Origin of the sequence: Streptomyces sennicomposti, from assembly GCF_019890635.1 — a bacterium.
Classification (GTDB): Bacteria; Actinomycetota; Actinomycetes; order Streptomycetales; family Streptomycetaceae; genus Streptomyces; species Streptomyces sennicomposti.
In genome coordinates this window covers 22,026-45,939 of sequence record NZ_JAIOAB010000050.1, presented here as the reverse complement: position 1 = coordinate 45,939, position 23,914 = coordinate 22,026, and the positions used below count along the sequence as shown (strand labels likewise).

Genomic DNA, 23,914 nt, shown 5'->3' with positions numbered 1-23,914 from the left:
TTGACCACCCCACCCGTCCCCTCGGACCGACTTCTTCCCCTGACCGGCGCCCAGGCGGGCATCTGGAACGCGCAACGTCTGGAGCCGGACTCGCCGTACTACGTGGTCGGGGACGTGGTGGAGATCACCGGCGGCCAGGAACCGATCGACCCGGCCGCGCTCGCCGAGGCCGTCCGGGCGACCACCGAGGAGGCCGAGAGCCTGCGCCTGCGGGTCTACGACACCCCCGCGGGCCCGCGGCAGGCGGTCGGTGACGCCCCCGTGCCGCCGCCCCCGGTCATCGACCTCGCCGGCGAGGACGACCCGGCCGCCGCGGCCGCCGCGCTCGTCGAGGCCGAACGGGCGCGGGCCGCCGAGACCTGCCGCGAGATGACGGACCGCCCGCTGTACTCGCCCGTCGTCATCCGGCTCTCCGACCACGAGGTCTGGTACACCCAGCTCGGCCACCACCTCGTCTTCGACGGCTACAGCGGCGCCATGCTGGCCCGCCGCACCGCCGCCCACTACACCGCCCTGGTGCGCGGCACCGAGGCGCCGAAGCGGACCTTCGGCACCCTGGAGGCCCTCGTCGCCGCCGACCGGGAGTACCGCGCGAGCGACCGCGCGGCCGCCGACCGCGCCTACTGGGTCGACCGGTTCACCCCGCTGCCCGACGTGGACGACGCACGGCCCGCGACCGGGCCCTCCGGCCGCTCCCTGACCGCCCGCACCGTCCTCGGCCCCGAGGACACCGCCCGGCTGCGCGACTTCGCCGAACGCCACAAGGCCACCTGGGGCGAGGCCCTGATCGCCTGCTACGCCGCCTTCCTGCACCGCGTGCTGGGCCGCACCGACGTGGTCTTCGCCCTGCCGCTCATGTGCCGCACCGCCCCCGTCGAACTGCGCACCCCCGCCATGGCCGTCAACGTGCTGCCGCTGCGCGTGGACGTGCACGGCGACGACGGCTTCGGCGACCTCACCCGGCGGGTGGCCGCCGCGCTGCGCGAGACCCGCAGGCACCAGCGCTACCGCGGCGAGGACCTGCCCCGCGACCTCGGCGTGCCCGGCGCGGGCGCGCTGCTGCACGGCCGCGGCATCAACCTCAAGGCGTTCGACCTGGCGATGGACTTCGCCGGCGCGACCGGCGTGATGCGCAACGTCGCCGGCGGACCGCCCGAGGACATGGGCCTGTCCGTGCTGCCCACCACCGACGGCGGGCTGCTCCTCGGGTTCGAGGTGGACGCCCGCGACAACGACCAGGAGTCGGTGGACGGCAAGCTCGCCGGTCTCCTCGCGCTGCTGGACGGCCTGCTCGACGGACGCGCCGTGGGCCGCATCTCCCTGGCCGGCGGCGCCGGCGCCCCGCCGCCCGCCTGGACGCCTAAGGCCCTCCCGGGCACGCCGCCGCTCGTCCCGGACGCGTTCGACGCCATGGCCCAGACGGCCGACGCGGCGGAGGCCGCCCTCGTCTGCGGCGACGAGCGCCTCACCGCCCGCGAACTGGCCGGCCGCGTGCACCGGCTGGCCCGCGCCCTGCGCGCCCGCGGCATCGGCCCCGACGACATCGTGGCCCTCGCCCTGCCCCGCTCCGCCGACCTGGTGACCGCCCTGCTCGCGGTCCTGGACGCGGGCGCCGCCTTCCTGCCCCTGGACACCGCCCACCCGCCGCAGCGGCTGCGCGCACTCGTCGAGGACGCCCGGCCCGCGCTGGTCGTCACCGCCGGCGCCGTCGACGGCCTCCCCTGGCAGACCCTGCTCGGCGAGGCGGAAGGACTGTCCGGCGCGCCGCTGACCGCCGCCGAACTGGCCGCGCCCCGCCACCCCGAACACCTGGCCTACGTGATCCACACCTCCGGCTCGGCCGGACGCCCCAAGGGCGTCCTCGGCCGCGCGGGCGGCCTCGCCGCGCTGCTGCACCACCAGCGCGCCACCGTCGTCGCCGAGGCGGAACGCGCCGCGGGCCGCAGGCTGCGCGTCGCCCACACCTACTCGTTCGCCTTCGACTCGGCCTTCGACCACCTCGTCTGGCTGCTGTGCGGACACCGCCTGCACGTCTACGACGCCGAGACCGTCCGCGACGCCGACGCCCTCCTCGCCGCCTACGCCCGCGACGGCATCGACGTCGTCGACACCACGCCCACCATGGCCACCGCACTGGTCGACGGCGGGCTGCTGGACCTGCGGCCCACCCTGCTCGTCCTCGGCGGCGAGGCCACACCCCCCGCGCTGTGGCGCCGTATCGCCGCCTCCGGCGTCACCGCCCGCAACATGTACGGGCCCACCGAGGCCACCGTGGACAGCACCACCGCGCCCGTCACCGGCGACGAGCCGACCATCGGCGCACCCCTGGCCGGCACCCGCGCCTACGTCCTGGACCACGCCCTGCAGCCCGTGCCGCGCGGCGCGGTCGGCGAACTCTACCTGGCCGGACCGCACCTGGCGCGCGGCTACCTCGGCGCGCCCGGCACCACCGCCGAACGCTTCCTGGCCGACCCCTACGGGCCGCCGGGACAGCGCATGTACCGCACCGGCGACCTGGCCCGCTGGGTCGAGGGACGCGGCCTGGACTACCTGGGCCGCGCCGACGGGCAAATCAAGGTGCGCGGCCACCGGATCGAACTGGGCGAGGTCGAGGCGGCCCTCGCCGCCGTACCGGGCGTCACCGCCGCCGCGGCCGCCGTCCGCGCCGGCCGGCTGGTCGGCTACGTCGTCTCCGCCACGGTCACCGCTCAGACGGCCCGGGCCGACCTGGCCGAGCGGCTGCCCGAACACCTGGTGCCCGCCGCCGTCATCGTGCTCGACAAGCTCCCCCTCACCCCCAACGGCAAACTCGACCGCGCCGCGCTGCCCGCGCCCACGGCCGCCGGCGGCGGACGGGAGCCCCGCACCGAGCGGGAACGCCTGCTGTGCGCCGCGCTCGCCGAGGTGTTCGAGGTCGAACGCGTCGGCGTGGACGACGACTTCTTCACCCTCGGCGGCGACAGCATCACCGCCATCACCGTCAGCAGCAAGCTGCGGGCCAAGGGACTCGAACTCAAACCCCGGGACCTGCTCGCCCGGCGCACCTTCGCCTCCCTGGCCGCCTCCGCCCGCCAGGTCGCCGAACCGGACGGCCCGGTGGACGAACCGACCGGACCGGTCACCGCGCCGCCCATCGTGCGCGCCCTGCTCGACGCCCACCCGGACGTGGACGCCGTCGCCGGCTACGCCCAGTGGACCGCCCTGCGGATCGACTCGCTCGCCTACGACGATCTGGTCACGGGCGTGCAGACCCTCCTCGACCGGCACGACGCGCTGCGGCTGCGCGTCGACGGCGACGGCCTGGAGATCCTGCCCCGGGGCTCGGTGCCCGCGGCCGTCGGCGAGGTCCACGGCGAGGACGCCGAGGCCGTCGCCGAACGGCTGGCCCGCGAACTCGACCCGCGCCGGGGCGACCTGCTGCGCGCGGAGCTGATCCGCACCGGCGACGGCGAGCCCGACCAGCTCGTCCTCGTCGTGCACCACCTCGCCATGGACGGCGTCTCCTGGCGCGTCCTCGTCCCCGACCTGCACGCGGCCTGCACGGGCGGCGCCCCGCAACCCGCCGGGACCTCCTGGCGGCGGCACACCGCGCTCCTCGCCGAACAGGGCGCCACCGGGGCCCGGCGCGGCGAACTCGGCCACTGGCGGGCGGTCCTCGGCTCCGCGACCCGCATCGGCGCCCGGCCGCTCGACCAGAGGCGGGACACGGTCGCCACCGCCCGCCGCACGGTCACCGTGGCCTCCCCGGCCGTCACCGAGGCCCTGCTCACCACCCTGCCCGCCGCCTACCGCGCGGGCGTGGACGAAGTCCTGCTGGCCGCGCTCGCCCTGACGCTCAGAAGGTGGGGCGGCGCCGACCGCGACGCGGTCACCGTCACCCTGGAGGGACACGGCCGCGAACACCTCGACCTGTCCGGCACGGTCGGCTGGTTCACCCACGAGTACCCGGTCCGGGTACCGGCCGCCGGCGACGCGGGCACCGTCCTGCGCGCGGCCAAGGAGGCCAGACGGAACGTGCCCGGCCAGGGCCTCGGCTACGGCGTCCTGCGCCACCTCGACCCGGCCGGCGCCGAACTGGCCGCCGTACCGCCGCCCGACGTGCTGCTCAACTACCTCGGCCGTTTCTCACCGTTGACCGGCACCGGATGGCGGCTGCCCGACCAGGACGCCTTCTCCGTCGTCGAACCCGGCGCCAAGGCCCTCGAACAGATCCTCGCCCTCAACTGCTTCGTCCACGAGGGCGACCAGCCACGGCTCGCCGTCGAATGGACCGCAGCGACCGAGGTGGTCACCCCCGACGCGCTGGCCGCCCTCCAGACGGCCTGGGACGACTCTCTCCATCAGCTGGCCGAGCACGCCCGGCACGCCACCGGCGGACTCACCCCGTCCGACCTGCCGCTGGTCGCGCTCGACCAGGCCGCCATCGACGCCCTGGAGCGCTCCGGCCCGGTCCAGGACGTCTGGCCCGCCACCCCCCTCCAGGTCGGACTGTCCTTCCACACCATGGTCCGCGACGACCAGGACGCCGACGTCTACGTCGTCCAGGCGGTCACCACGCTCGAAGGCGAACTGGACCCCGACCGCCTGGCCGAGGCCGCGCGCGAACTGCTGCGCCGCACCCCCTCGCTGCGCGTCCACCTCGCCACCGCCGGGGACGAGGTCGTGCAGGTGGTGCCCGCCGAGCCGACCCTCGACTGGCGCCGCGACGACGACTTCGAGACCGCCGTACGGTCCGAACTGGCCCGCCCCTTCGACCCGGCCGGGCCGCCCCTGATCCGCTTCCTGCTCTCCCGCGTCGGACCCGCCACCCACAAGCTGGTGATCACCAACCACCACGCGCTGCTGGACGGCTGGTCCATGCCGCTGGTCGGCCGCACCCTGCTCGGCATCTACACCGAGCTGGGCGGCGGACCCGCCGTCCCCGCCGCCGCCGACGTGGCCGAGTACTACCGCTGGCTCGCCGGCCGGGACCGCGAGGCGTCCCGCGCCGCCTGGCGCGCCGCGCTCGACGGCGTCGACGGCGCCACCCGGCTGGCCCCGGCGACCGCCTCCGCGTCGGTCGCCCGCCCCGGCCGCGTGACGGTCGGACTCGGCGCGGACTTCAGCGACCGGCTGCGCGCCTTCGCCCGGACCCAGGGCGTCACCCTGACCACGGTCCTGCAGACCGCGTGGGGCCTGCTGCTCGGCCGGCTCACCGGCCGCGACGACGTGGTGTTCGGCTGCCCGGTGTCCGGCCGCCCCGCCGAGGTGGACGGCGTCGAGTCCATGATCGGCCAGCTCGGCACCACCATCCCCGTCCGCGTGCGCCACACCCAGGACCGGACGGCCCGCGACCTGATGACCCGCGTGCACGAGGAGAGCGTCGCGCTCGCCGAGCACCACTGGCTCGGCCTGCCCGAGATCCAGCGGCTCGCCGGAGCCGGCGAACTCTTCGACACCATGCTGGTGATGGAGAACTTCCCGCTCTCCGACCGCGCCCGCACCCCGATCGGCCCCGGACTCGACCTGGCCGCCGTGGACATCACCGACGCCACGCACTACGCGCTCACCGTGATCGTCCTGCCCGGCGAGGAGATCACCCTCGGACTCGGCTACCAGCCCGGCGCGTTCACCGAGCAGCGGGTGCGCGACTACGGCCGCTGGCTGCGCCACCTGCTCCAGGAGATCGTCGACAACCCCGAGCGGCCCGCCGCCGCTCTCCCCGCGCTCGACGCCGGCGAACGCGAGCGGATGCTGCGCCTCGGGGCCGGCGCCACGCCCGCCAAGCGACGCGGCCACTGGCTGGAGGAGTTCGCGTCCTGGGTGCGCCGCAAGCCCGGCGCCGAGGCCCTGGTCTGCCGCGACCGCAGCCTCACCTACGCCGAACTGGACCAGGAGGCCAACCGGCTCGCGCACGCCCTGATCCGGCACGGCGTCCGCCCCCAGGACCCGGTCGCCGTGCTCCTCGGCCGCGACATCGAGATGACGGTCGCGCTGTTCGCGGTCGCCAAGGCGGGCGCCGTGTACGTGCCCATGGACCCGGGCTACCCCCGCGACCGGCTGGCGTACATGCTGGACGACATCGCCCCGGCCGCGGCCGTCACCACCGGCGCCGACCTGCCCGCCGCGCACGACATCCCGGTGCTCCGGCTGGACGACCCGGCCACGCTCGCCGGCCTGCCCGGCACCGACCCGGCCGAGGCGCGCGCCGCCCTGACCGAGGACGCCCTCGCCTACGTCATCTACACCTCCGGCACCACCGGACGGCCCAAGGGCGTCGGCGTCACCCACCGCGGCGTCCCCGACCTGATCGCCCTCCAGGAGGAGGTCGTCGGGATCACCGAGCACGACCGCTACCTGCACTTCGCGTCGACCAGCTTCGACGTGGCGTTCTGGCAGACCATGGTGCCGCTGCTGTCCGGCGGCGCCTCCGTCATCGCCCCCGAGGAGGTCCGCGTCCCCGGCGACGAACTCCTCGACTACATCGCCGAACACCGGGTGACCGGCGTGAACCTGCTGCCGTCGTTCCTGGCCGCGATGCCCGACGACCGCACCGTGCCCTCCGACGTGCTCTTCGTCGTCGGCGCCGAACGCCTCGACCCGCGGCTCGCCCGCCGCTGGGGCGAGGGCCGCCGGGCGCTGTTCAACGCCTACGGCCCCACCGAGGTCACCGTCAACTCCGTGACCTGGCACTACGATCCGGCCGACCCCGGCCCGCTGCCGATCGGCCGCCCCGACCCGAACGTCCGCGCCTACGTCCTGGACCGCGGCCTCCAGCCGGTCGGCGTCGGCGTCACCGGAGAGCTGTACCTCGCCGGACCGAGCCTGGCCCGCGGCTACCTCGGCCGGCCCGATCTGACCTCGGCCGCCTTCGTCGCCGACCCGTTCGGCCCGCCGGGGGAGCGGATGTACCGCACCGGCGACCTCGTCCAGTGGCGGCCCGACGGACAGCTTGTGTTCCTCGGCCGGGCCGACCACCAGATCAAGATCCGCGGCTTCCGCGTCGAACTGGGCGAGATCGAGTCCGCGCTCACCCGCCACCCCGACGTGCGCGCCTGCGCGGTCACCCTGCGGGACGGCCGCCTCGTCGGCTACGTCATCCCCGTCGACGGAGCCCGGCCCGACCCGGCGACCCTGCGCAAGCACCTGGCCGGACACCTGCCGGACCACATGGTGCCGAGCGCGCTGCTGCTGATCGACCGGCTGCCGCTGACCCCCGGCGGAAAGCTGGACACCGCCGCCCTGCCGGACCCGCAGACCGCAGCGACCCGGCGCCGCGAGCCCGCCGGCGCGGCCGAGACGATCCTGCTCGGCGTCTTCCGGGACATCCTCGGCAGCGACGACATCGGCCCCGACGACGACTTCTTCGCCATCGGCGGCGACAGCATCGTCTCCCTCCAGGTGGTCTCCCGCGCCCGCCGCCAGGGCCTCGGGCTGACCGCGCGGGACGTGTTCGAGGGCGCCACCGTCGCCGGCATCGCGGCCCGCGCGCGCACCCTCGCCGAGGCGGAGGGCCCTGCGGCCGGCGACGCGCCGCTCACCCCGGTGATGCGGGACCTGCTGCGCCGTGCGGGCGCCGCCGCCGACGGGTTCTGCCAGTGGACCGAGGTGTGCGTCCCGCCCGGCGGCGACGAGGACCACTGGCGGACCGTGCTCGACCGGATCCTGGCCCGCCACGACGTGCTGCGCGCCCACCTGGCCGGGGACGCCCTGCGCATCCCGCCGGTCGGCGCGGTGACCGGCGCCGACGTGCTGACCCGCGTCCCCGTGGCGGCCGACCTGCCGACCGGGCAACTGCGCGCCCTGATCGACGGGCACACCGCCGAGGCCCGCGCCGCGATGGACCCGCGCACCGGACCGCTGCTGCGGGCGACCTGGTACGACGCCGGACCCGGCCGGCCCGGCCGGCTCGTCCTCATCGCCCACCACCTCCTGGTGGACGGCGTCTCCTGGCGCGTCCTGCTGGACGACGTACGCCACGCCCACGAGGGCGGCGCCCCCGCCCGGCACGGCATGTCGTTCCTGACCTGGGCGCGCACGCTGCGCGAGGCCGACCGCCGGGACGAACTGCCGCACTGGCGGCGCATGACGCCCACCCCGGCCCTCGCGGCCCGGCCGCTCGACCCCGCCCGCGACACCGTCGCCACCGCCGCGCACCACGAGATCCAGCTCGACGCGGACACCACCCGGGCCCTGGTCACCACGCTGCCCGCCGCGCTGCGCACCACGCCGGACGCCGTCCTGCTCACCGCGCTCGCCCGGGCGGTACGGGACTGGCGCGGCGCCCCGCGGCTGCTGGTGGCCCTGGAGAGCCACGGCCGCCCCGACCACGTCGACCTCTCCCAGACCGTCGGCTGGTTCACCGCCGTCCACCCGCTGCTGCTCGACGCGGACGACGACCCCAGGGCCGTGGCGCGGCGGCTGCGCGCCCAGGGCGACGCCCTCGGCCACGGCATCCTCACCACGGCCGGGCTGCTGGACCCGGTCGCGCCGGAGATCGCCTGGAACTACCTCGGCCGCTACACCGGCGCCCCGGCCGAGGAGGCGGCGTGGCGGACACCGCCGGACGCCGGCCCGCTCGGCTCCGGCGCCACCGACGCCATGCCGCTGCCGCACGCCCTCGCGGTCGACGCCCTGGTGCGCGACGACCGCCTCGGCATCCGGCTGACCTGGCCCGGCGAGCTGTTCACCGCCGCCGAGATCGAACAGTTGGCGGGACAGCTGCGGGCCGCCCTCCTCGGCGTCGCCGCCGCACCGGAGATCAGCGCGCTCGCGGGCGGCCGCCCGATCGCCGAGGTGCAGCCGCTGACCCCGCTCCAGGAGGTCATGCTGCGGCACTCGCGCACCGAACGCCCCGACCCGTACACCGTGCAGTCGGCGTTCTCCCTGACCGGATCGCTCGACCTGGACGCGCTGCGCGCGGCCGGCGACGACCTGCTGGCCCGGCACCCCAACCTGGGCGCCGCGTTCCCGGCCGACCTCGCCGTCGTCCCGCGCTCGCCGCGCCCCGAGTTCCGGGTCTGCGACGGGCCGGCCGAGGAGGTGCTCGCCGCCGACCTGGCCGAACCCTTCGACCTGGCCGCCGGCCCGCTGTTCCGGCTGACCGTGATCCGCCACCACGCCGACCGCTTCGACCTGGTCCTGACCAGCCATCACGTCCTCTCCGACGGCTGGTCGGCGCCCCGCGTCCTCACCGAGCTGTTCGCCCTGTACACGGCGCGGCTGCGCGGCGAGGAGCCGGCCCTGCCCGCCCCGGTGCCGTTCGGCGACTACCTCGCCTGGCGGGCCGCCCACGAGCCGGACCTCGACGTGTGGGCCGAGGAACTGCGCGACCTGCCCGAAGGGGACTACCTCGGCGCCGCGGACCTCGGCCCGGCCTGGCAGGAACCCGCCGTGATCACGTTCGACGCGCCGCTGGTGGCCGAACTCACCCGGCTCGCGGTGGACCGCGGTCTGACGCGCAGCACCCTGGTGCAGGGCGCGTGGTCGGTGCTGCTGGCCCGGCGCTCCGGCCGCGCGGACGTGTGCTTCGGCGCGATGGTGGCCTGCCGGCCGCCGGAGCTGGAGGGCGTCGAGGAGATCGTCGGACTGCTCGCCAACACCGTGCCGGTCCGGGCGCGGCTGACCGGGACGCTCGCCGACGCCCTCAGCGCGCTGCAGACCCGCCAGCGGACGCTGGCCGACCACCACCACGTGGCCCTCACGGACCTGGAACGGGTGACCGGGCGGCGCAGGCTCTTCGACAGCCTCGTCGTGTTCGAGAACTACCCCGTCGACCACGACCGGCTGCGCGAGCCCGCCCCCGGACTCACCCTCATCGGCACCCGCTTCCGCGAGGCCACCCACCACCCGGTGACCCTGACCGTCATGCCGGACGGCGACACCTGGACCGGCGTCCTCGCCCACCGGACCGCGCCGGGAGCCGCCGACGCGCTCGCGGCGGAACTGCTCGACCTGCTGCGCTCCCTGGCCGACCACCTCGACCAGGACGTACGCACCCTGCTGGAGCGCCGATGACCGAGAACACCGACGCCCCGCCGCAGAAGGTGGACAGACCGCTGCTGGGCGTCGCGTTCATCCTGGTGCTCGGCACCTTCATGGCGTCCCTCGACGCCACGATCGTCAACGTCGGCATCGACACCCTCGCGCACGAGTTCGACGCCTCCGTCGCCGACATCCAGTGGGTCAGCACCGCCTACCTGCTGGCCGTCGTCGCGGCCGTGCCCGCCTCCGGCTGGCTCGCCGACCGCCTCGGCGGCCGGCGGGTCTGGCTGGCCGCCGTGGGCGTCTTCCTGCTCGGCTCGGCGCTGTGCGCCCTGTCCTGGTCGGTGACCAGCCTGATCGTCTTCCGGGTGGTCCAGGGCCTGGGCGGCGGGCTGCTGCCGCCCACCGGACAGGCCCTGCTCGCCCGGATCGCCGGGCCCGCCCGCACCGGACGGGTGATCAGCGTCGTCGCCGTCGTGCCGCTGCTGTCGCCCGTGCTCGGCCCGCTGGCCGGCGGCTCGCTGCTCGCGGTGGCCGCCTGGCAGTGGCTGTTCCTGGTCAACCTGCCGATCGGCGCGGCCGCGGTGCTGCTGGCCCGCCGCCACGTGCCGGTGGTGGCGCCGGCGTCCCGGCGCGCGCCCTTCGACCTCAGGGGCGCCGCGCTGCTGTCGCCCGGGCTGGCCGTCCTGGTGTTCGGCCTGACGGAGGTGGCCCACGGCCGTACCGTCCCGGCCACGGTGGGCGTGGCCGCCGGGCTGCTGATGCTGGCCGGGTTCGTCGTCCACGGGCTGCGGACCCGTAGCACCCCGCTGATCGATCCGCGCCTGTTCACCAGGCCGCCCCTCGGCGCGGCGGCCCTGGCCCTGCTCGTGCTGGGCGCCTCGGTGTTCGGCACGACCTTCCTGCTGCCGCTGTACTTCCAGACCGGGCGCGGTCTCACGGCCTGGCAGACGGGCCTGCTCCTGGTGCCGCAGGGGGTGGGGGCGGCCGCCGGGTCGGTCCTGGTCAACCGCACCATCGACGCGGTGGCCCCGAGAACCCTGGTGATCACCGGCGTCGTCCTGGTCCTGGCGGGCACCGTCCCGTTCACCCGACTCGACCACGGCCTGCCGGACTTCGCGATCGTCCTGGCGCTCCTGGTCCGCGGCTTCGGCATGGCCATGATCAGCGCCCCGGTGATGAACATCGTCTACGGCAGTATCGCGCCGGAGCAGATCGCACGCGCCTCCGGAGCGCTCAACATGCTCAACACCGTGGGCGGTTCGCTCGGGACGGCGGCCCTGGCCGTGGTGCTCCAGGACCGGCTGGACGCGCACCGGGACGTCCCCGCCGCCTTCGCCGACACCTTCTGGTGGGTGGCCGCACTCGGCCTGCTGGCCGCCGCCGGCACGACGCGACTGCCCCGGACCCGGGCCTCCGAGAGACCCTGACGCACCGCCCGCCCGCTTGTTTCCGTCGTCAACGCCGTTCCGAGGAGGAACTTCCCATGCGAGTCGTCATGTTCGGATACCAGACCTGGGGCCACCGGACGCTGCAAGCGCTGCTGGACTCCCCGCACGAGGTGGTCATGGTCGTGACGCACCCCAAGAGCGAGGACGCCTACGAGAAGATCTGGAGCGACTCGGTCGCCGATCTGGCGGCGGAGCACGGCGTCCCCGTCGTCATCCGCAACCGCCCGGACGACGAGGAGCTGTTCACCCTCCTGAAGGAGGCCGACCCGGACATCATCATCGCCAACAACTGGCGCACCTGGATCCCCCCGCGCATCTTCGGCCTCCCCCGGCACGGCACGCTCAACGTCCACGACTCGCTGCTGCCGAAGTACGCCGGCTTCTCGCCCCTCATCTGGGCCCTCATCAACGGGGAACGGGAAGTCGGAGTCACCGCCCACATGATGGACGACGAACTGGACGCCGGGGACATCGTCCTCCAGCGGGCGGTGCCCGTCGGCCCGAAGGACACGGCGACCGACCTCTTCCACAAGACCGTCGACCTCATCGCCCCGGTCACCACCGGCGCCCTGGACCTCATCGCCGCCGGGCAGACCGAGTTCACCCCGCAGGACCGCTCCCAGGCCACGTTCTTCCACAAGCGGGCCGAGGACGACATCCGCATCGACTGGAACTGGCCCGCCGAGGACCTCGAACGCCTGATCAGGGCCCAGTCCGCCCCGTACCCGCCCGCGTTCACCCACCACAAGGGCCGGCGCCTGGAGGTCCTCGGCGCCGTCGTCTCCCAGAACCGCTACGGCGGCACACCCGGCCGCATCTTCTACCGCGAGGGCGAGGGCGTGGTGATCGTCGCCGGGGCCGACGCGCGCACGGGCCGCAACCACGGGCTGGCCATCACTCGGGTCCGGACCGACGACGGCCGGGAACTGCCCGCGACCGAGTACTTCACCTCGATGGGCGGCTACCTCACCAGCCGCCCCTGACCACGCCCGCACCCGCCCCACCGACCTCACCGGTCGCCCACCGAACCGGCCCGGGCCCCTCACCGAGTGACGGCGAGGGGCCCGACGAGTTGCCCCCGGACACGGCAGAAGCGCGGCCTCGTGCGCGAGAGTCTCCACTACCGGATCGACGCGCAACCGGCCGAGGAGGCCCCGTGGGAATGAGACATACGCTGCTCGACGTGACGCCGCTGCGGTCCTCACCGCCCTTCCGGCGGTTGTGGATCGGGCAGACCCTGTCCGGGTTCGGCAGCCAAATGACCCTCGTCGCCGTGATGTTCCAGGTCTGGCAGACGACGGAAAGCACCGTGTGGACGGGCGCCGTCGGGCTGGCACAGGCGTTACCGCTCGTCGTGCTCGGACTCTTCGCCGGCTCGCTGGCCGACCGGCTGGAGCGACGGAGGTTCTACCTCCTCATGACGGCCGGGCAGGCGGTCTGTTCGTTCCTGCTCGCGCTGCAGGGCTTCCTCGGACATGTTCCCGTCGCCGGGGTTCTGGGGCTGGTCGTGCTCCAGGCCTGCTTCGGCGCGGGCGGCGGTCCGGCCTCACGCACCTTCGTCCCGTACCTCCTGCCCGAACACCAACTGGCCGCGGGCCTGGCGCTGCGGCGCATCGCGTTCCAGGGCGCCCTGCTGCTCGGTCCCGCACTGAGCGGATGGATCGTGGGCGGGCTGGGAGTCGGCGCCTGCTACCTGATCGACGCCCTCACCTTCGCCGCCGCGCTCCACGGCGCCTTCGGCCTGCCGCGGATGGAGCCCGGTGACGAGCCCGCACGGCCCGGACTGGGCGGAGTGCTGGACGGACTGGCCTTCCTGGTCCGCACCCCCGTCATCCGCGGGGCCCTGCTCACGGATCTGGCCGTCACGGTGCTGTCGATGCCCGTGAGCCTCTTTCCCCTGGTCAACGCCGAACGGTTCGGCGGCGACCCGCGCACGCTCGGACTGTTCCTCACGGCCCTGGCCGTCGGCGGCGTCGCCGCGTCCCTCTTCTCCGGAACCTTCACCCGGCTCCCCCGCTCCGGCCTGGTCATGCTCGGGGGATCCGCCACGTGGGGCGCGGCGTTGACACTGTTCGGCATGTCCTCCGAGCCATGGGCCGGCCTGGCCTTCCTCGTCGTGGCGGGCGCCGCCGACACCGTCTCCGTCGTCTCCCGGAGCACCGTCGTCCAGACGCACACCCCGCACGAACTGCTCGGCCGCGTCGGCGCCGCCGAACAGATCGTCGGACAAGCCGGACCCGACATCGGCAACCTCCGCGGCGGCCCACCCCCCCCCCCCCCCCCCCCGCCGGACCGGCGCGCAATGTCAGCGCAGGATGTCAGCGCAGGCGCAGTGCCTCGCGGACCGTGGTGAACAGGTCGGTCTGGTCGGTGACGCCGAGGACGCGGTAGGCCTGCGGGCCCTGGGCGGCGATCCGGACCTCGGTGCCGGTGTGCTCCTGGGACTGACCCGGGGTGTTGGTCGAGTAGTTGACCTTCAGCTGCTGGCCCTCGTCGGTGACCAGCGTGGAGGACAGACCGGGCGGGGTGGCCTCCAGGGGCACGATCTGGCTGGTGTGGCCGTGGTCGGCGGTGGTGACGACCAGGGTGTCGGGGTGCTTGGCCGCGTAGTCGCGGGCCACCTTCACCGCACGGTCGAAGGCCACGGTCTCGCCGATCTGGCCGCAGGGGTCGGCGGCGTGGTCCTGCTTGTCGATGGAGGCGCCCTCGATCTGCAGGAAGAAGCCCTGCTGGGAGCGGTTCGCCTTCTGCTTGGCCTCCAGCAGCTGGATCGCCTTCGCGGCGGAGTCGGCGAGGCTCGGGGTGGTGGAGGGGCGGCCCGGGTTGGAGGTGACGCACCGCTGCGGGTCCGTACCGCCGACCGCCGCCGTCCTGCCGGTCCACTCGGTGGGCACGTTGCCCGGGGCGAACAGCCCGAGGACCGGCCGGCCCGCCTTGGCCGCCTTCATGGACGCGTCGTCGGTGACGACCTGGTAGCCCAGCTTCTGCGCCTGCTGGGTGACCGTCAGGCCCTTGTACCGGCCGTCGGTGACCTTCTGGTCGAAGCGCTGCTTGCCGCCGCCGAAGAGGACGTCCACCTTGTGGTCGACCTCCTGCTCGGCGATCGAGCCCGGCCCGCCGGCGGCGATCGTGTCGCGCGGGCACTTGGCCATGTCGGCCGGCCCCTGACAGGAACGGTCGGTGGCGTGCGAGGCGAGGACGGCCGGGGTGGCGTCGGTGAGTTCGGCGGTGGTGACGTCGCCGGTGGCGTAGCCGTTGCGCTGCGCCAGCTCCAGCAGCGTCTTCACCGGCCTGTCGCTGCCGGGGGTCTTGGAGATGCGGCCGTTGACCGTCTTCACGCCGGTGGCCCAGCCGGTGCCGCTGGCCGCCGAGTCGGTGACGTAGTCCGGGGTGCCGTCGACGTGGACCGCGTACGTGGTGTAGGCGCCGGTCAGCGGGAACCGGTCCATGTTCAGACGGCCGCTCGCGCCCACGGTGTAGTCGCGGGCGAGGGTGATCTCCGAGTCGCCCATGCCGTCGCCGATGAGCAGGATGACGTTCTTCGCCTTCCCGCCCTGGATCGCGTGCTTGGCCTGCTCCTTGCCGTCGGAGGCGCCGGCGGCGGTGGTGACCGCGACGGCGGCCGTGACCGCGGCGACGAGCGCGGTCGCGACCGTGAGGTGACGGCGGGTGGGTCTGTGCATGACGTGACTCCTTGGGCGTGCGGTGATCGGATATGTCGTCCGACGCGTGCCAGATCACCATGCACTGGCAAAGGAGAGGTAAACGAACGGTCGTGTGCGTGCGTCCAGGTCATGTCGCGCGCTCCCCGCACACTCCCTGACGGCGCGGGCCGCGCGGGTCGTACGGGCTGCCGAACCCGGGACCGGCGACCGGGACCGGTGGGCCCGTCCGGTCGGACCGGCGGGCCGTCCAGTCGGACCGGTGGGCCCGTCCGGTCAGTGCAGCAGGGCGTCGAGGAACGGGCTGGACAGGACGTGGTGGGGGTCGAGGCGGTCGAGGGTGGCGACCGCCTCGTCCCAGCCCGGGCCGCCTCCGGCGCGCTGACTCGCGGGGACGGCGCGGGTGAGGACGTCCGGGTCGGACCAGGCAGCGGTGTCGGTGTAGGCCCATCCCTTGGACCACTCCACGCGGACCGTCGCCCGCTCCCCGTCCAGGGCCAGGAGGAACTGCTCGATGTCACGGTAGAAGCGGTGCAGCGCGGGCGTCGTGGGCAGGGAGAGGACGTCGATCCACACGGCGGTGTCGACGTCCGGCCGGTCGGGGCGCGGTCGTAGCGCGGACAGCAGCGGGGGCCGCGCGCCGGGGACGCCGCACACGGACGGGTCCTCCAGGCCGGTCACCCGGATCTCCACCTGGCCGTTGACCGGGTACTCGCCGCGCGCCGCGTACTGGGCGAGCAGGGTGCGGTAGAAGTCGGCGAACCGGCTGACCACCCACTGGAGATCGGCGCGGCGGGTGAGGACGGCGTAGCCGTTGGCGGTCTCGCGCAGGGTGGTGGGCCGTACGTACTGGAGCAGGTCGCGGGAGGGGCCCCACAGGTCCGAGCGCAGGCCGCCGGCCAGCAGATGGGTGAGCACATCGCCGGTCAGCACGTCCCGCACCAGGGTCCCGGAGAGCAGGACGTCGGTGATGTCGCCGGTCAACGCCACCTTGGCCAGCAGGTATTGGACCTGTCCGAAGAGCGGCGCGCTCGCCCACGCCCCGGCGACCAGGTCCCCGGCCAGCCGGGCCACCGGCTCGGGCAGGGAGTCGGAGAAGGGGTAGTTGTACGGCCCGTCGACCGCGCGGGCGCCGAACGGCCGCTGCGGGGCGACGCTCCACACCTTCAGCCAGGGGCGGTCGGTGAAGGCGAACCAGATCGCCTCCGCCCGGCCGGTGCGGTCCAGAAAGCCGGCCAGGGTCCGGGTGCCGGCCGGGGCGCCGGGGGCGGCGAACAGCTCGGTGGCGGGGATGTCCAGGAAGGACTGGCAGCGCAGGTTCCGGTCCGCGCCCACCCGCAGGACGGCCTCGGTGACGAGCGAGCGGCCGAGGTGGGTGAGGAGCGCGGCGCAGTCGGGCTCGCCCCGGCCGACGGTCCGCAGGACGTAGCGGCCGACGGCGGAGTCCCAGACGACCGCGGTCAGTTCGGTGACCAGGTTGCTCAGCGAGCCGTAGCCCTGGCCGGGCGGCGGCTGCTCGCCGACGGCGGGGACGGCCGTGCCGTGCGCGCCGATGGCGAGCGCGCCGCCGACCGAGAGGTCGCCGGGGGCGGGAGCGGAGGCCACCCCGTACCCGCGCGCGCCGGCGAACGCGAGCAGCGTCTCCAGCGAGGCGCCGGACTGGACCCGGACCGCGGCCGTCCCGTCGGCGGCGGGCTGTTCCAGCGACATCGCGGTGAGGTGTGCCGTGGTGTCCAGCAGAACGACCCGGGTCGCGGCGGGTGTGCCGTCGGCCACCGTGAGGGGAGCCCAGCCGTGCCGCCGCCCCTGCGCACGGACCGTCCAGCCCGCGCCGTGCGCCCAGTTGACGACGGCGAGCGCCTCCTCGGGGCTGCGCGGGGCGCACGTCCACAGCTGGTCGGTGCGGATCTCGCCGGCCCAGTTCTCGTAGACGCGCTGGTGGACGTCGATGCCGGCCGGGAAGTCCGGCGGAGCCGCCGAGGCCGCGTAGGCGCTGCCCGGCCGGACCAGTCCGCGCAGCATCCAGACCGCGCCGCCCGCCGCCGCCGACGACGCGAGCAGTCTGCGCCGCGAGAGTCCGCCGCTCCCGTTCGAAGGACCGTCCTCCGTCATTCCCGCCCCCTGGCCCGCTCGCTCTTGACCCGCTGATGTCCCGCTCCGAACCGGCGCCGCCGGGTCGGCCGAGCACGCACGTTACGCAAGGAGAACGCCTTCACGGTCATACGTTCGGCCGGGTTCACGTGATCGAGTGAATTCCCCGCGAATCCGCCCCGCCTGAAGGGATGCTGTATTCGTGCAACTCCCTTCCGCTAGCGGGGATCAGGCTCTGGACCGGCGAAGGAGTCCGGGTCTCGGCGAGCGTAGGAGGCGAGGCGGGCGGCGAGGGCGGCGACCAGGTCGCGGAGTTCGGCGGGGCGCTCGATGACGAACGGCCGGTCGAGCGCGGCGAGCACCGGGGGCAGCCAGTCGAGCCGTTCCGCCCGTAGCTCGACGCGCCGCCAGCGCTCTGCCGTCCGGTCCTCGCCGGCCGTAGGCCCGTCCCCGTCCAGGAGCGCCACGCCGGCGGGAAGACGGGCGCGGATCTGGTCGACCGTCCCGTGGACGCGCAGGGCCACCTCGTACCGGTACTCGGCAGTGGCCAGCGCGGTCACCACGCGCCGCGCCGGATCGGGGCCCTCGGGCGCCTCGAACGAGCCGGGCAGGGTCCGTACGTCCTCGATGCGGTCGAGCCGGAAGGTCCGGTCCTCGCCGATCCCCGCGTCCTCGCCGGTGACGTACCACCGCCCCGAGTGAGCGACGATCCCGTACGCGTGCAGCGTGCGCTCGCTGCGCCGCCCGTCGCGGCCGGTGTACCGGATCGAGACCGGCCGTCGGTGGCGCACCGCGTCGGCCAGGGTGAGCAGGACGTCGGCGTCGGGGACGTCGGGCGCGCCGGGCCGATCCGTGAAGGCGAGGCCGTCCAGGAGCGCGTCGAGCCGGTGGGCGACGTGCCGGGGCAGCACCCGCCGGATCTTCGCCGACGCCGTCTCGCTCGCCGTGTGTCCCGCCGTCGTAAGCCCGGCCCGGCGGCCGGCGACCAGGCCGAGGAGCACGGCCAGCGCCTCGTCGTCGCCGAGCATCAGCGGGGGCAGGCGGTAGCCGGGGCCGAGCCGGTACCCGCCGTAGCGGCCGCGCACCGACTCGACGGGCACGTCGAGGTCGATCAGGTGGTCCACGTACCGCCGCACGGTCCGCCCGTCCACGCCGAGCCGGTCGGCCAGCTCGGCCACCGTCCGGGTGCCGCCCGACTGCAACAGCTCCAGGAGGGTGAGGACACGGCCGGTGGGTCGGGACATGGTCCCAGCCTAGCGCCGATACAGGACCGATTCTGTCCTGTATTTCCCCTAGCGTGCGGAGTACGGCGCCCCGGGAGCCCGACGCGGACCATCCAGCCTGCGGAGGCGGGCGCCCCAGGCACCGGACGCGGGCGGCTCAAGGAGTCCCGGCGGCCGGGAGATCCCGGACGACGGCTCCGGCGGCCGACCTCGACCACCCCGGCACACAAGGGAGATCACCATGAACTTCGTCTCGATCCGCATCATCACCGACGACGTCGCGCGCCTCGTCGCGTTCTACGAGCGCGCCACGGGGGTGCGGGCGGTGTGGGCCACGGAGGACTTCGCCGAACTCACGCCCCCCGGCGCCACCCTCGCCATCGCCGGCACCCGCACCGTCCCGCTGTTCGCGCCCGGTTCCGCCCGGCCTGCCGCCAACCAGAGCGTGATCACCGAGTTCCTCGTGGCCGACGTGGACCGCGTCCACCGGAATCTGACCGGCTTCGTCACCGACTTCGTCAGCGGCCCGACCACGATGCCCTGGGGCAACCGGTCGCTCCTGTTCCGCGACCCCGACGGCAACCTCGTCAACTTCTTCACCCCGGTCAGCCCGGCGGCCGTCGAGAAGTTCGCGGCGGTGATGCGGGGGGCCGACGAGAACTGACGTCTCCCGCGGCCCGCGGCGCGGCCTCCGACGGTGAGCCGGGTGCCGCCCCGTACACCAGCCGGGGTTCGTCCGGAGGACGCTCGCGGCCCCGCCACCAACTGCCCGCGCACCGCACCGGGATCGACGTGCGGCTTCTCGGCGGCCGGTTCCAGGAACATCATGCGGGCGAGGTCGCGCCGCTCCGCGGGGATGTCCTCTAGCTGGGGCCACAGCCGCCCCAGCGCCCGGTGCCGGGACAGGTCGTCCATCCCTGGCCCGGCACCGGGGCCGGGGATGACCCCGTCGCGTGCGGCGACGCCCTCACCTGCGGCCGCCCCCGCCGACTCGGCACCGCCCGCGCAGCGAGCAGCCGCCGTACTCGGTCCCGGCCCGTGGCGTCGAGCGTGAGGGCTGCCGGTGGCGCGCAAGTGCGGTGTAGGGACGCTCACTTGGCCGCCGGGCGCTCGGGAGGAGGAACGGTCCGGCCCGGTTCGAAGGAGGCCCGGCCCTTCGAACCGGGCCGGACCGTGGGCATGGTGGCGGAGGCGGTCCCCGTCGGCATATCGTGAAGCGGCTTCACTCTGTACCACCACCGCACCACACGTATCCCTCAGGGCCGCTGTCTCGGAGGACGGTGACCAGCGCATGACCGCACCACCGAGTCCGCACACCCGACACCGTCCGCTCTTCGGCGGACGGCCCCGTCCCTTCGAGCGGATGCGCGCCGACTCCACGGCCGAACACCCCCTACCGAAAGATGGGTCATGACCGCCGCCGAGCCCGAGAACGTGCCCGCACGTACGCCGGACCACCCGTCACCCGCGGACTCCCCCGTGGCCCCGCTGGACCACCTGGCCGAGAGGCTCGGCGGCCGTGCCTCGGTGAAGGCCGTCTACGGCGAGCCCGTCACCGCGGACGGCGTCACCGTGGTCCCGGTCGCCGAGGTCGGTTTCGGCTTCGGTTTCGGCGCCGGACGCAAGTTCGGCGACGCCGAGGCCGCCAAGACGGCCGAGGGCGAGGGCGGCGGCGGAGGTGCGGGGGCCAGGCCGCTCGGCTATCTGGAGATCCGCGACGGCACGGTGACCTACAAGCCGATCCGGTCCCCCTGGCGTGACCTCGTTCTGCCCCTGGCGGCCCTCGTCATCGTCAACGCCCTGCCCAAGGCGGTCCGCGCCCTGCGCCGACGGCGCGGACACCGGGCCTGACCCCCGCCTCCGATGACCGGCCGTCGGCGAAGAAAACGGCGCCGTTGACGTAGCTGCCGGCCGGGCCGACCAGGAACGAGACGACGCCGGCGATCTCCCCGGGGTCGCCGGCCCGGCCGTGCGCGTCGGTCCCGTCCATCAGGGCGGCCCGGTCGCCGGGCATCGCCTCGGCGGCCTCCGTGCGCACGGGTCCCGGCGAGACGGCGGTGACCCGCACACCGGCCGGCCCGAACTCGGTGGCCCGGTGGCAACGGGCGAGGAGTTCCCACGGCGGCCTTGGACGCGCCGTAAGCGGCCCCGACCGGAGCCGGCGTCCGCGCCGCGCCGGAGCCGGCCGGCACGATCGACCCGTGCCCGCGCTCGGCCCTGCCCGTCGCCAGTGCTCCGGCCAGGCGGAACGGGGCGCGCGTGGCGACCGCGAGCCGCCGGTCGAAGCTCGCGGTGTCGGTGACGGCGTCGGTCGCGGCGGGTCGGGCCCGCCGGTGGGCCACGCCGGATCAGCTACGGGCCTCGGGGCGGCGTTCTCCCTCGGCACGGCCGCTTCCCGCGCCCGTCAGGACCGAACCCGCGACCAAGTCGAAGAGGTGATCGGCGCGTGGTGCGAGGGAGGGCTGGTCGCCGACCCAGGCGAGCATGGCCACCAGCGCGAACAGATCGGCGCCGTCGAAGTCGTCCCGCGCCACGCCCGCGGCCTGAGCCCGGGCGAGGAGCCGCGCACCGGCCGCGCGCAGGGTGACGCACGAGGTGTGCAGCGCGGATTCGGCGTCCTCGATCGCGGCCGCCATCAGCACGGTCACGCCTCGATAGGCGGTCGTCCACTCGACACAGTCGCGCAGCCAGGAAAGGAGTGCGTCGGAGGGCGAGTCGGACGTTTCGAGGGCGCTCGCCCTGGCGGTCATCTCGTCGAAACTCGCGCGGAGCAGGGCTTCGAGCAGCGCCTCACGGGTCGGGAAGTGCCGTAGCAGCGTCGCGAGTCCCACCTCGGCCCTGCGGGCGATGTCGCGCAGGGACACGTCGACACCCTGCTCGGCGATGGCGGCGCCCGCTACGGCGAGCAGGTGGTCGCGGTTCTTCCTGGCGTCGGCCCGCATGTGTCCCCTTGACTTTCCGGATCAGTGGTCCATATATTCGGATCAGTGGTCCACTTATTCGGATCACTGAACCGAATAAGCCTATCCCGTGACATGAGCAGGGGAAACAGATGCCGACACCCACGATGAACGCGATCCGGCTCCATGAGCACGGCGGTCCCGAAGTGCTGCGTCACGAGAAGGTCCCGGTGCCCGAGCCGGGGCCGGGGGAAGTGCTCGTCCGCGTGCACGCGGTCGGCGTCAATCCCCCCGACTGGTACCTGCGCGAGGGCATGACCAACCTGCCCCCGGAGACGAGGCCGAAGTTCGACCTCCCCGTCATCCCGGGGACGGACCTGTCGGGCGTCGTCGTGGCCGTCGCCGCGGACGTGTCCGGCTTCTCCCCCGGGGACGAGGTCTTCGGTCTCCTCCGCTTCCCCAGCTTCGACGGCAGCGCCTACGCCGAGTACGTGGCCGCGCCCGCGTCGGACCTCGCGCTCAAGCCGGCCGGCATCGACCACGTGCACGCCGCCGGGGTCCCCATGGCCGGGCTCACCGCATGGCAGTTCCTGATCGAACTCGGCCACGACCACCCCTCGCCCTTCCAGCCGGCGAGGCATCACCCGGTGCCCCTCGACGCGGACAAGACGGTGCTCGTCAACGGCGCCGCGGGCGGAGTGGGGCACTTCGCGCTCCAGCTGGCGAAGTGGCAGGGCGCACGGGTCATCGCGGTGGCGTCGGGAGCGCATGAGCGGTTCCTGAAGCAGCTCGGCGCCGACGAGTTCATCGACTACACGAAGACGCGCCCCGAGGAACTCGTCCACGACGCCGACCTCGTCCTTGACACCGTCGGCGGCCCGCACAGCAGGCGCTTCCTCCGCACGCTCAAGCGCGGCGGCGCTCTGTTCCCGGTGTTCTTCGGCGACTTCGACGAGGAGGAGACCACGCGGCTGGGCGTCACGGTCTCGGGGACTCAGGTCCGCTCGAACGGCGCACAACTCGCCCGCCTGGGCCGCCTGCTGGACGCGGGAACGGTCCGCGTCGCGATCGACAGCACGTTCCCGCTCGCGGACGCCCGGGCGGCACACGAACGCGCCGCCCGGGGACACATCCAGGGCAAGATCGTCCTCACGGTGCTCTAGGACCGCGCAGAACCCGTGTCAGCCTGCCGCGTTGAGGAGGTCGAGCACGCTCTGCTGGCAGCCGTAGTCGCTTGTCCCGCTTCCGCCGGCCCAGTGCGGGCCGTACTGGTCGAGTGCGTTGCGGTCGTTGGCGTACGCGGAGTTCGCCCACCTGCTGAGCGTCGACGCGTACGGGTGGTCGCCGAGCTGGGTGTTGAGCCTGCCCAGCCCGCGGACGTACGCGCCCTTGAAGGTCGGGCCATCGCCGGTGCAGGCATCGCTCTCGCCGGGTTCGCGCAGCACGCCGCCCGACTGGAGCCTGACGGTGGAGGCGTCCGCCAGGGTGCGTGCCGAGGCCAGCAGGCTCGTGTCGCCGGTCGCCCTGTACAGCTCGGTCAGTCCGCCGAGCACGACGCCCTGGTTGTACGTCCAGGTGGGCTGGCCGTTGTTGGCGCAGGCGTCGCTCAGTCCGTCGTTGATCATGTGGTCGCCGTTGATCATGCCGCTCTTCTGGAACCAGGCCCACTCGTTCTTCGCCCGGTCCAGGTATGCCGTGTCGCCCGGGATGCGGTTGTGCAGCGCCGAAGTCAGCCACAGGAACAGCTCGTTGGTGATGGCGTTCTTGTAGTTGCCGTTCGTGTTCCAGCGCACGCCGCCGCCGCAGGTCGCGTTCCAGTTCGCGTACATGTGGTCGGCGTCCGCGCGGGCGGTGCTGAGGTAGCGGCTGTCGCCGGTGATGTCGTACGCGTCCACCCAGGCCAGCCCCCACCAGCCGGTGTCGTCCAGATACTCGTTGGTGAACTGGCCGCCCTGCGCGCCGATGTTCTTGTCGTACGTCTCGGCGATGGCATACCGGTAGCTGCCCATGCCGCTGACCCGGGCGTTGTCGATAATCGCGGTCAGCGCGTTGGCGGAGGTCCACCAGCCGTTCCCGCCGAAGAGCTTGGTGCCGCGGTCGAAGGACATCATCAGGGCGGTGGCCGCCGCCGTCCGGCGGTCGCCGGCGTTCCAGGTGGTCCGCGCCCAGGCCGTGCACGCGATACTGCCGGCGACCTGGCCGCAGGCGCGCAGCGCGCCGACGCCCTCGTTGTTCCAGTCGTCGACGTTGTACATGAGCGTGCGCCAGCCGCTGTTGCCGGCCGGAACGCTGGTGTCGCCGAGCTTGCTGCCGCTCGTCCAGGTCCGGCCGCCGTCCATCGAGCGGTCCAGCCAGACCTCGTCCCCGGCCGCGCCCTTGTCGATGGACGCCCAGCCCATGGCGTCGGCGTCGTCGAAGTGCAGCACGATCGAGCGGGACTGGAGGGTGGTGCTGACGGGTTGCCGGTCCTGACTGCTCAGCGCCGGATCCCGGGTGTCACAGAACTTGTTGCAGATCGCCGCGTTGGCGGCCGGGGCCGCGACGGCGTCCTCGGCGCCGCCGATGGACATCGTTGTCAGAGCCATCGCGAGGACTGCGGCCGGCAGGAAACGCTTCTTGCGCAT

13 protein-coding genes and 1 pseudogene are annotated in these 23,914 nt (G+C 74.2%); 7 read left to right on the top strand and 7 right to left on the bottom strand.

All coding sequences use genetic code 11. The features are described 5' to 3' along the window. From K7787_RS23920 to K7787_RS23905, 4 genes are all read left to right on the top strand, one after another. Positions 1-9,996 carry a non-ribosomal peptide synthetase gene (locus K7787_RS23920; protein ID WP_223002894.1) on the top strand — a complete coding sequence of 3,332 codons (9,996 nt, stop codon included), beginning with the start codon at positions 1-3 and terminating at the stop codon, positions 9,994-9,996. Next, positions 9,993-11,393 carry a DHA2 family efflux MFS transporter permease subunit gene (locus tag K7787_RS23915; RefSeq protein ID WP_223002893.1) on the top strand — a complete coding sequence of 467 codons (1,401 nt, stop codon included), beginning with the start codon at positions 9,993-9,995 and terminating at the stop codon, positions 11,391-11,393. Before K7787_RS23920 ends, K7787_RS23915 begins: the two co-directional genes overlap by 4 nt. A gap of 56 nt (positions 11,394-11,449) precedes the next feature. Beyond that, positions 11,450-12,397, top strand: a complete 948-nt coding sequence (locus K7787_RS23910) for a methionyl-tRNA formyltransferase (protein ID WP_223002892.1) — start codon at positions 11,450-11,452, stop codon at positions 12,395-12,397. 179 nt (positions 12,398-12,576) lie between these two features. After that, positions 12,577-13,767, top strand: coding sequence for an MFS transporter (locus tag K7787_RS23905; RefSeq protein WP_247721235.1), 1,191 nt, complete (start codon positions 12,577-12,579; stop codon positions 13,765-13,767). On the opposite strand, the gene K7787_RS23900 is transcribed toward K7787_RS23905, so the two are convergent. The 3 genes from K7787_RS23900 to K7787_RS23890 form a co-directional block, all read right to left on the bottom strand. Continuing rightward, positions 13,733-15,097, bottom strand: a complete 1,365-nt coding sequence (locus K7787_RS23900) for an alkaline phosphatase (RefSeq protein WP_223002891.1) — start codon at positions 15,095-15,097, stop codon at positions 13,733-13,735. The two genes, K7787_RS23905 and K7787_RS23900, sit on opposite strands and share 35 nt — an antisense overlap. Before the next feature lie 255 nt (positions 15,098-15,352). Next, positions 15,353-17,188 carry a cholesterol oxidase substrate-binding domain-containing protein gene (locus K7787_RS23895; RefSeq protein ID WP_247721234.1) on the bottom strand — a complete coding sequence of 612 codons (1,836 nt, stop codon included), beginning with the start codon at positions 17,186-17,188 and terminating at the stop codon, positions 15,353-15,355. Between the two features lie 197 nt (positions 17,189-17,385). Further along, entirely contained in the window at positions 17,386-18,411 is a 1,026-nt protein-coding gene (locus K7787_RS23890) for a helix-turn-helix transcriptional regulator (protein ID WP_223002890.1), read from the bottom strand. A 220-nt stretch (positions 18,412-18,631) separates the two neighbouring features. Here K7787_RS23890 and K7787_RS23885 point away from each other — a divergent pair, with 220 nt between their 5' ends. Continuing rightward, a complete protein-coding gene (locus K7787_RS23885; RefSeq protein ID WP_223002889.1) occupies positions 18,632-19,054 on the top strand; it encodes a VOC family protein in 423 nt (140 codons plus the stop codon). A gap of 746 nt (positions 19,055-19,800) precedes the next feature. Beyond that, on the top strand, positions 19,801-20,241 hold the full coding sequence (locus tag K7787_RS23880; RefSeq protein WP_009192337.1) for a spore germination protein GerW family protein: 441 nt from the start codon (positions 19,801-19,803) through the stop codon (positions 20,239-20,241). Here K7787_RS23880 and K7787_RS31930 read toward each other — a convergent pair. From K7787_RS31930 to K7787_RS23870, 3 genes and pseudogenes are all read right to left on the bottom strand, one after another. Then, a complete protein-coding gene (locus K7787_RS31930; RefSeq protein ID WP_308036456.1) occupies positions 20,183-20,428 on the bottom strand; it encodes an SDR family oxidoreductase in 246 nt (81 codons plus the stop codon). The genes K7787_RS23880 and K7787_RS31930 overlap by 59 nt on opposite strands. Before the next feature lie 139 nt (positions 20,429-20,567). Continuing rightward, positions 20,568-20,732, bottom strand: a pseudogene (locus K7787_RS32315) (hypothetical protein); the annotation flags it as partial. A 6-nt stretch (positions 20,733-20,738) separates the two neighbouring features. Further along, the gene (locus K7787_RS23870; RefSeq protein ID WP_223002888.1) at positions 20,739-21,332 is read right to left on the bottom strand and encodes a TetR/AcrR family transcriptional regulator; all 594 of its coding nucleotides are present in this window, start codon (positions 21,330-21,332) and stop codon (positions 20,739-20,741) included. A 110-nt stretch (positions 21,333-21,442) separates the two neighbouring features. On the opposite strand from K7787_RS23870, the gene K7787_RS23865 reads away from it, so the two are divergent. Continuing rightward, complete coding sequence (locus K7787_RS23865; protein WP_223002887.1) at positions 21,443-22,453, top strand: NADP-dependent oxidoreductase; 1,011 nt, start codon at positions 21,443-21,445, stop codon at positions 22,451-22,453. Positions 22,454-22,471: 18 nt separating this feature from the next. Here the strand turns inward: K7787_RS23865 and K7787_RS23860 are convergent, their stop codons facing one another. Beyond that, a complete protein-coding gene (locus K7787_RS23860; protein ID WP_223002886.1) occupies positions 22,472-23,914 on the bottom strand; it encodes a glycoside hydrolase family 76 protein in 1,443 nt (480 codons plus the stop codon).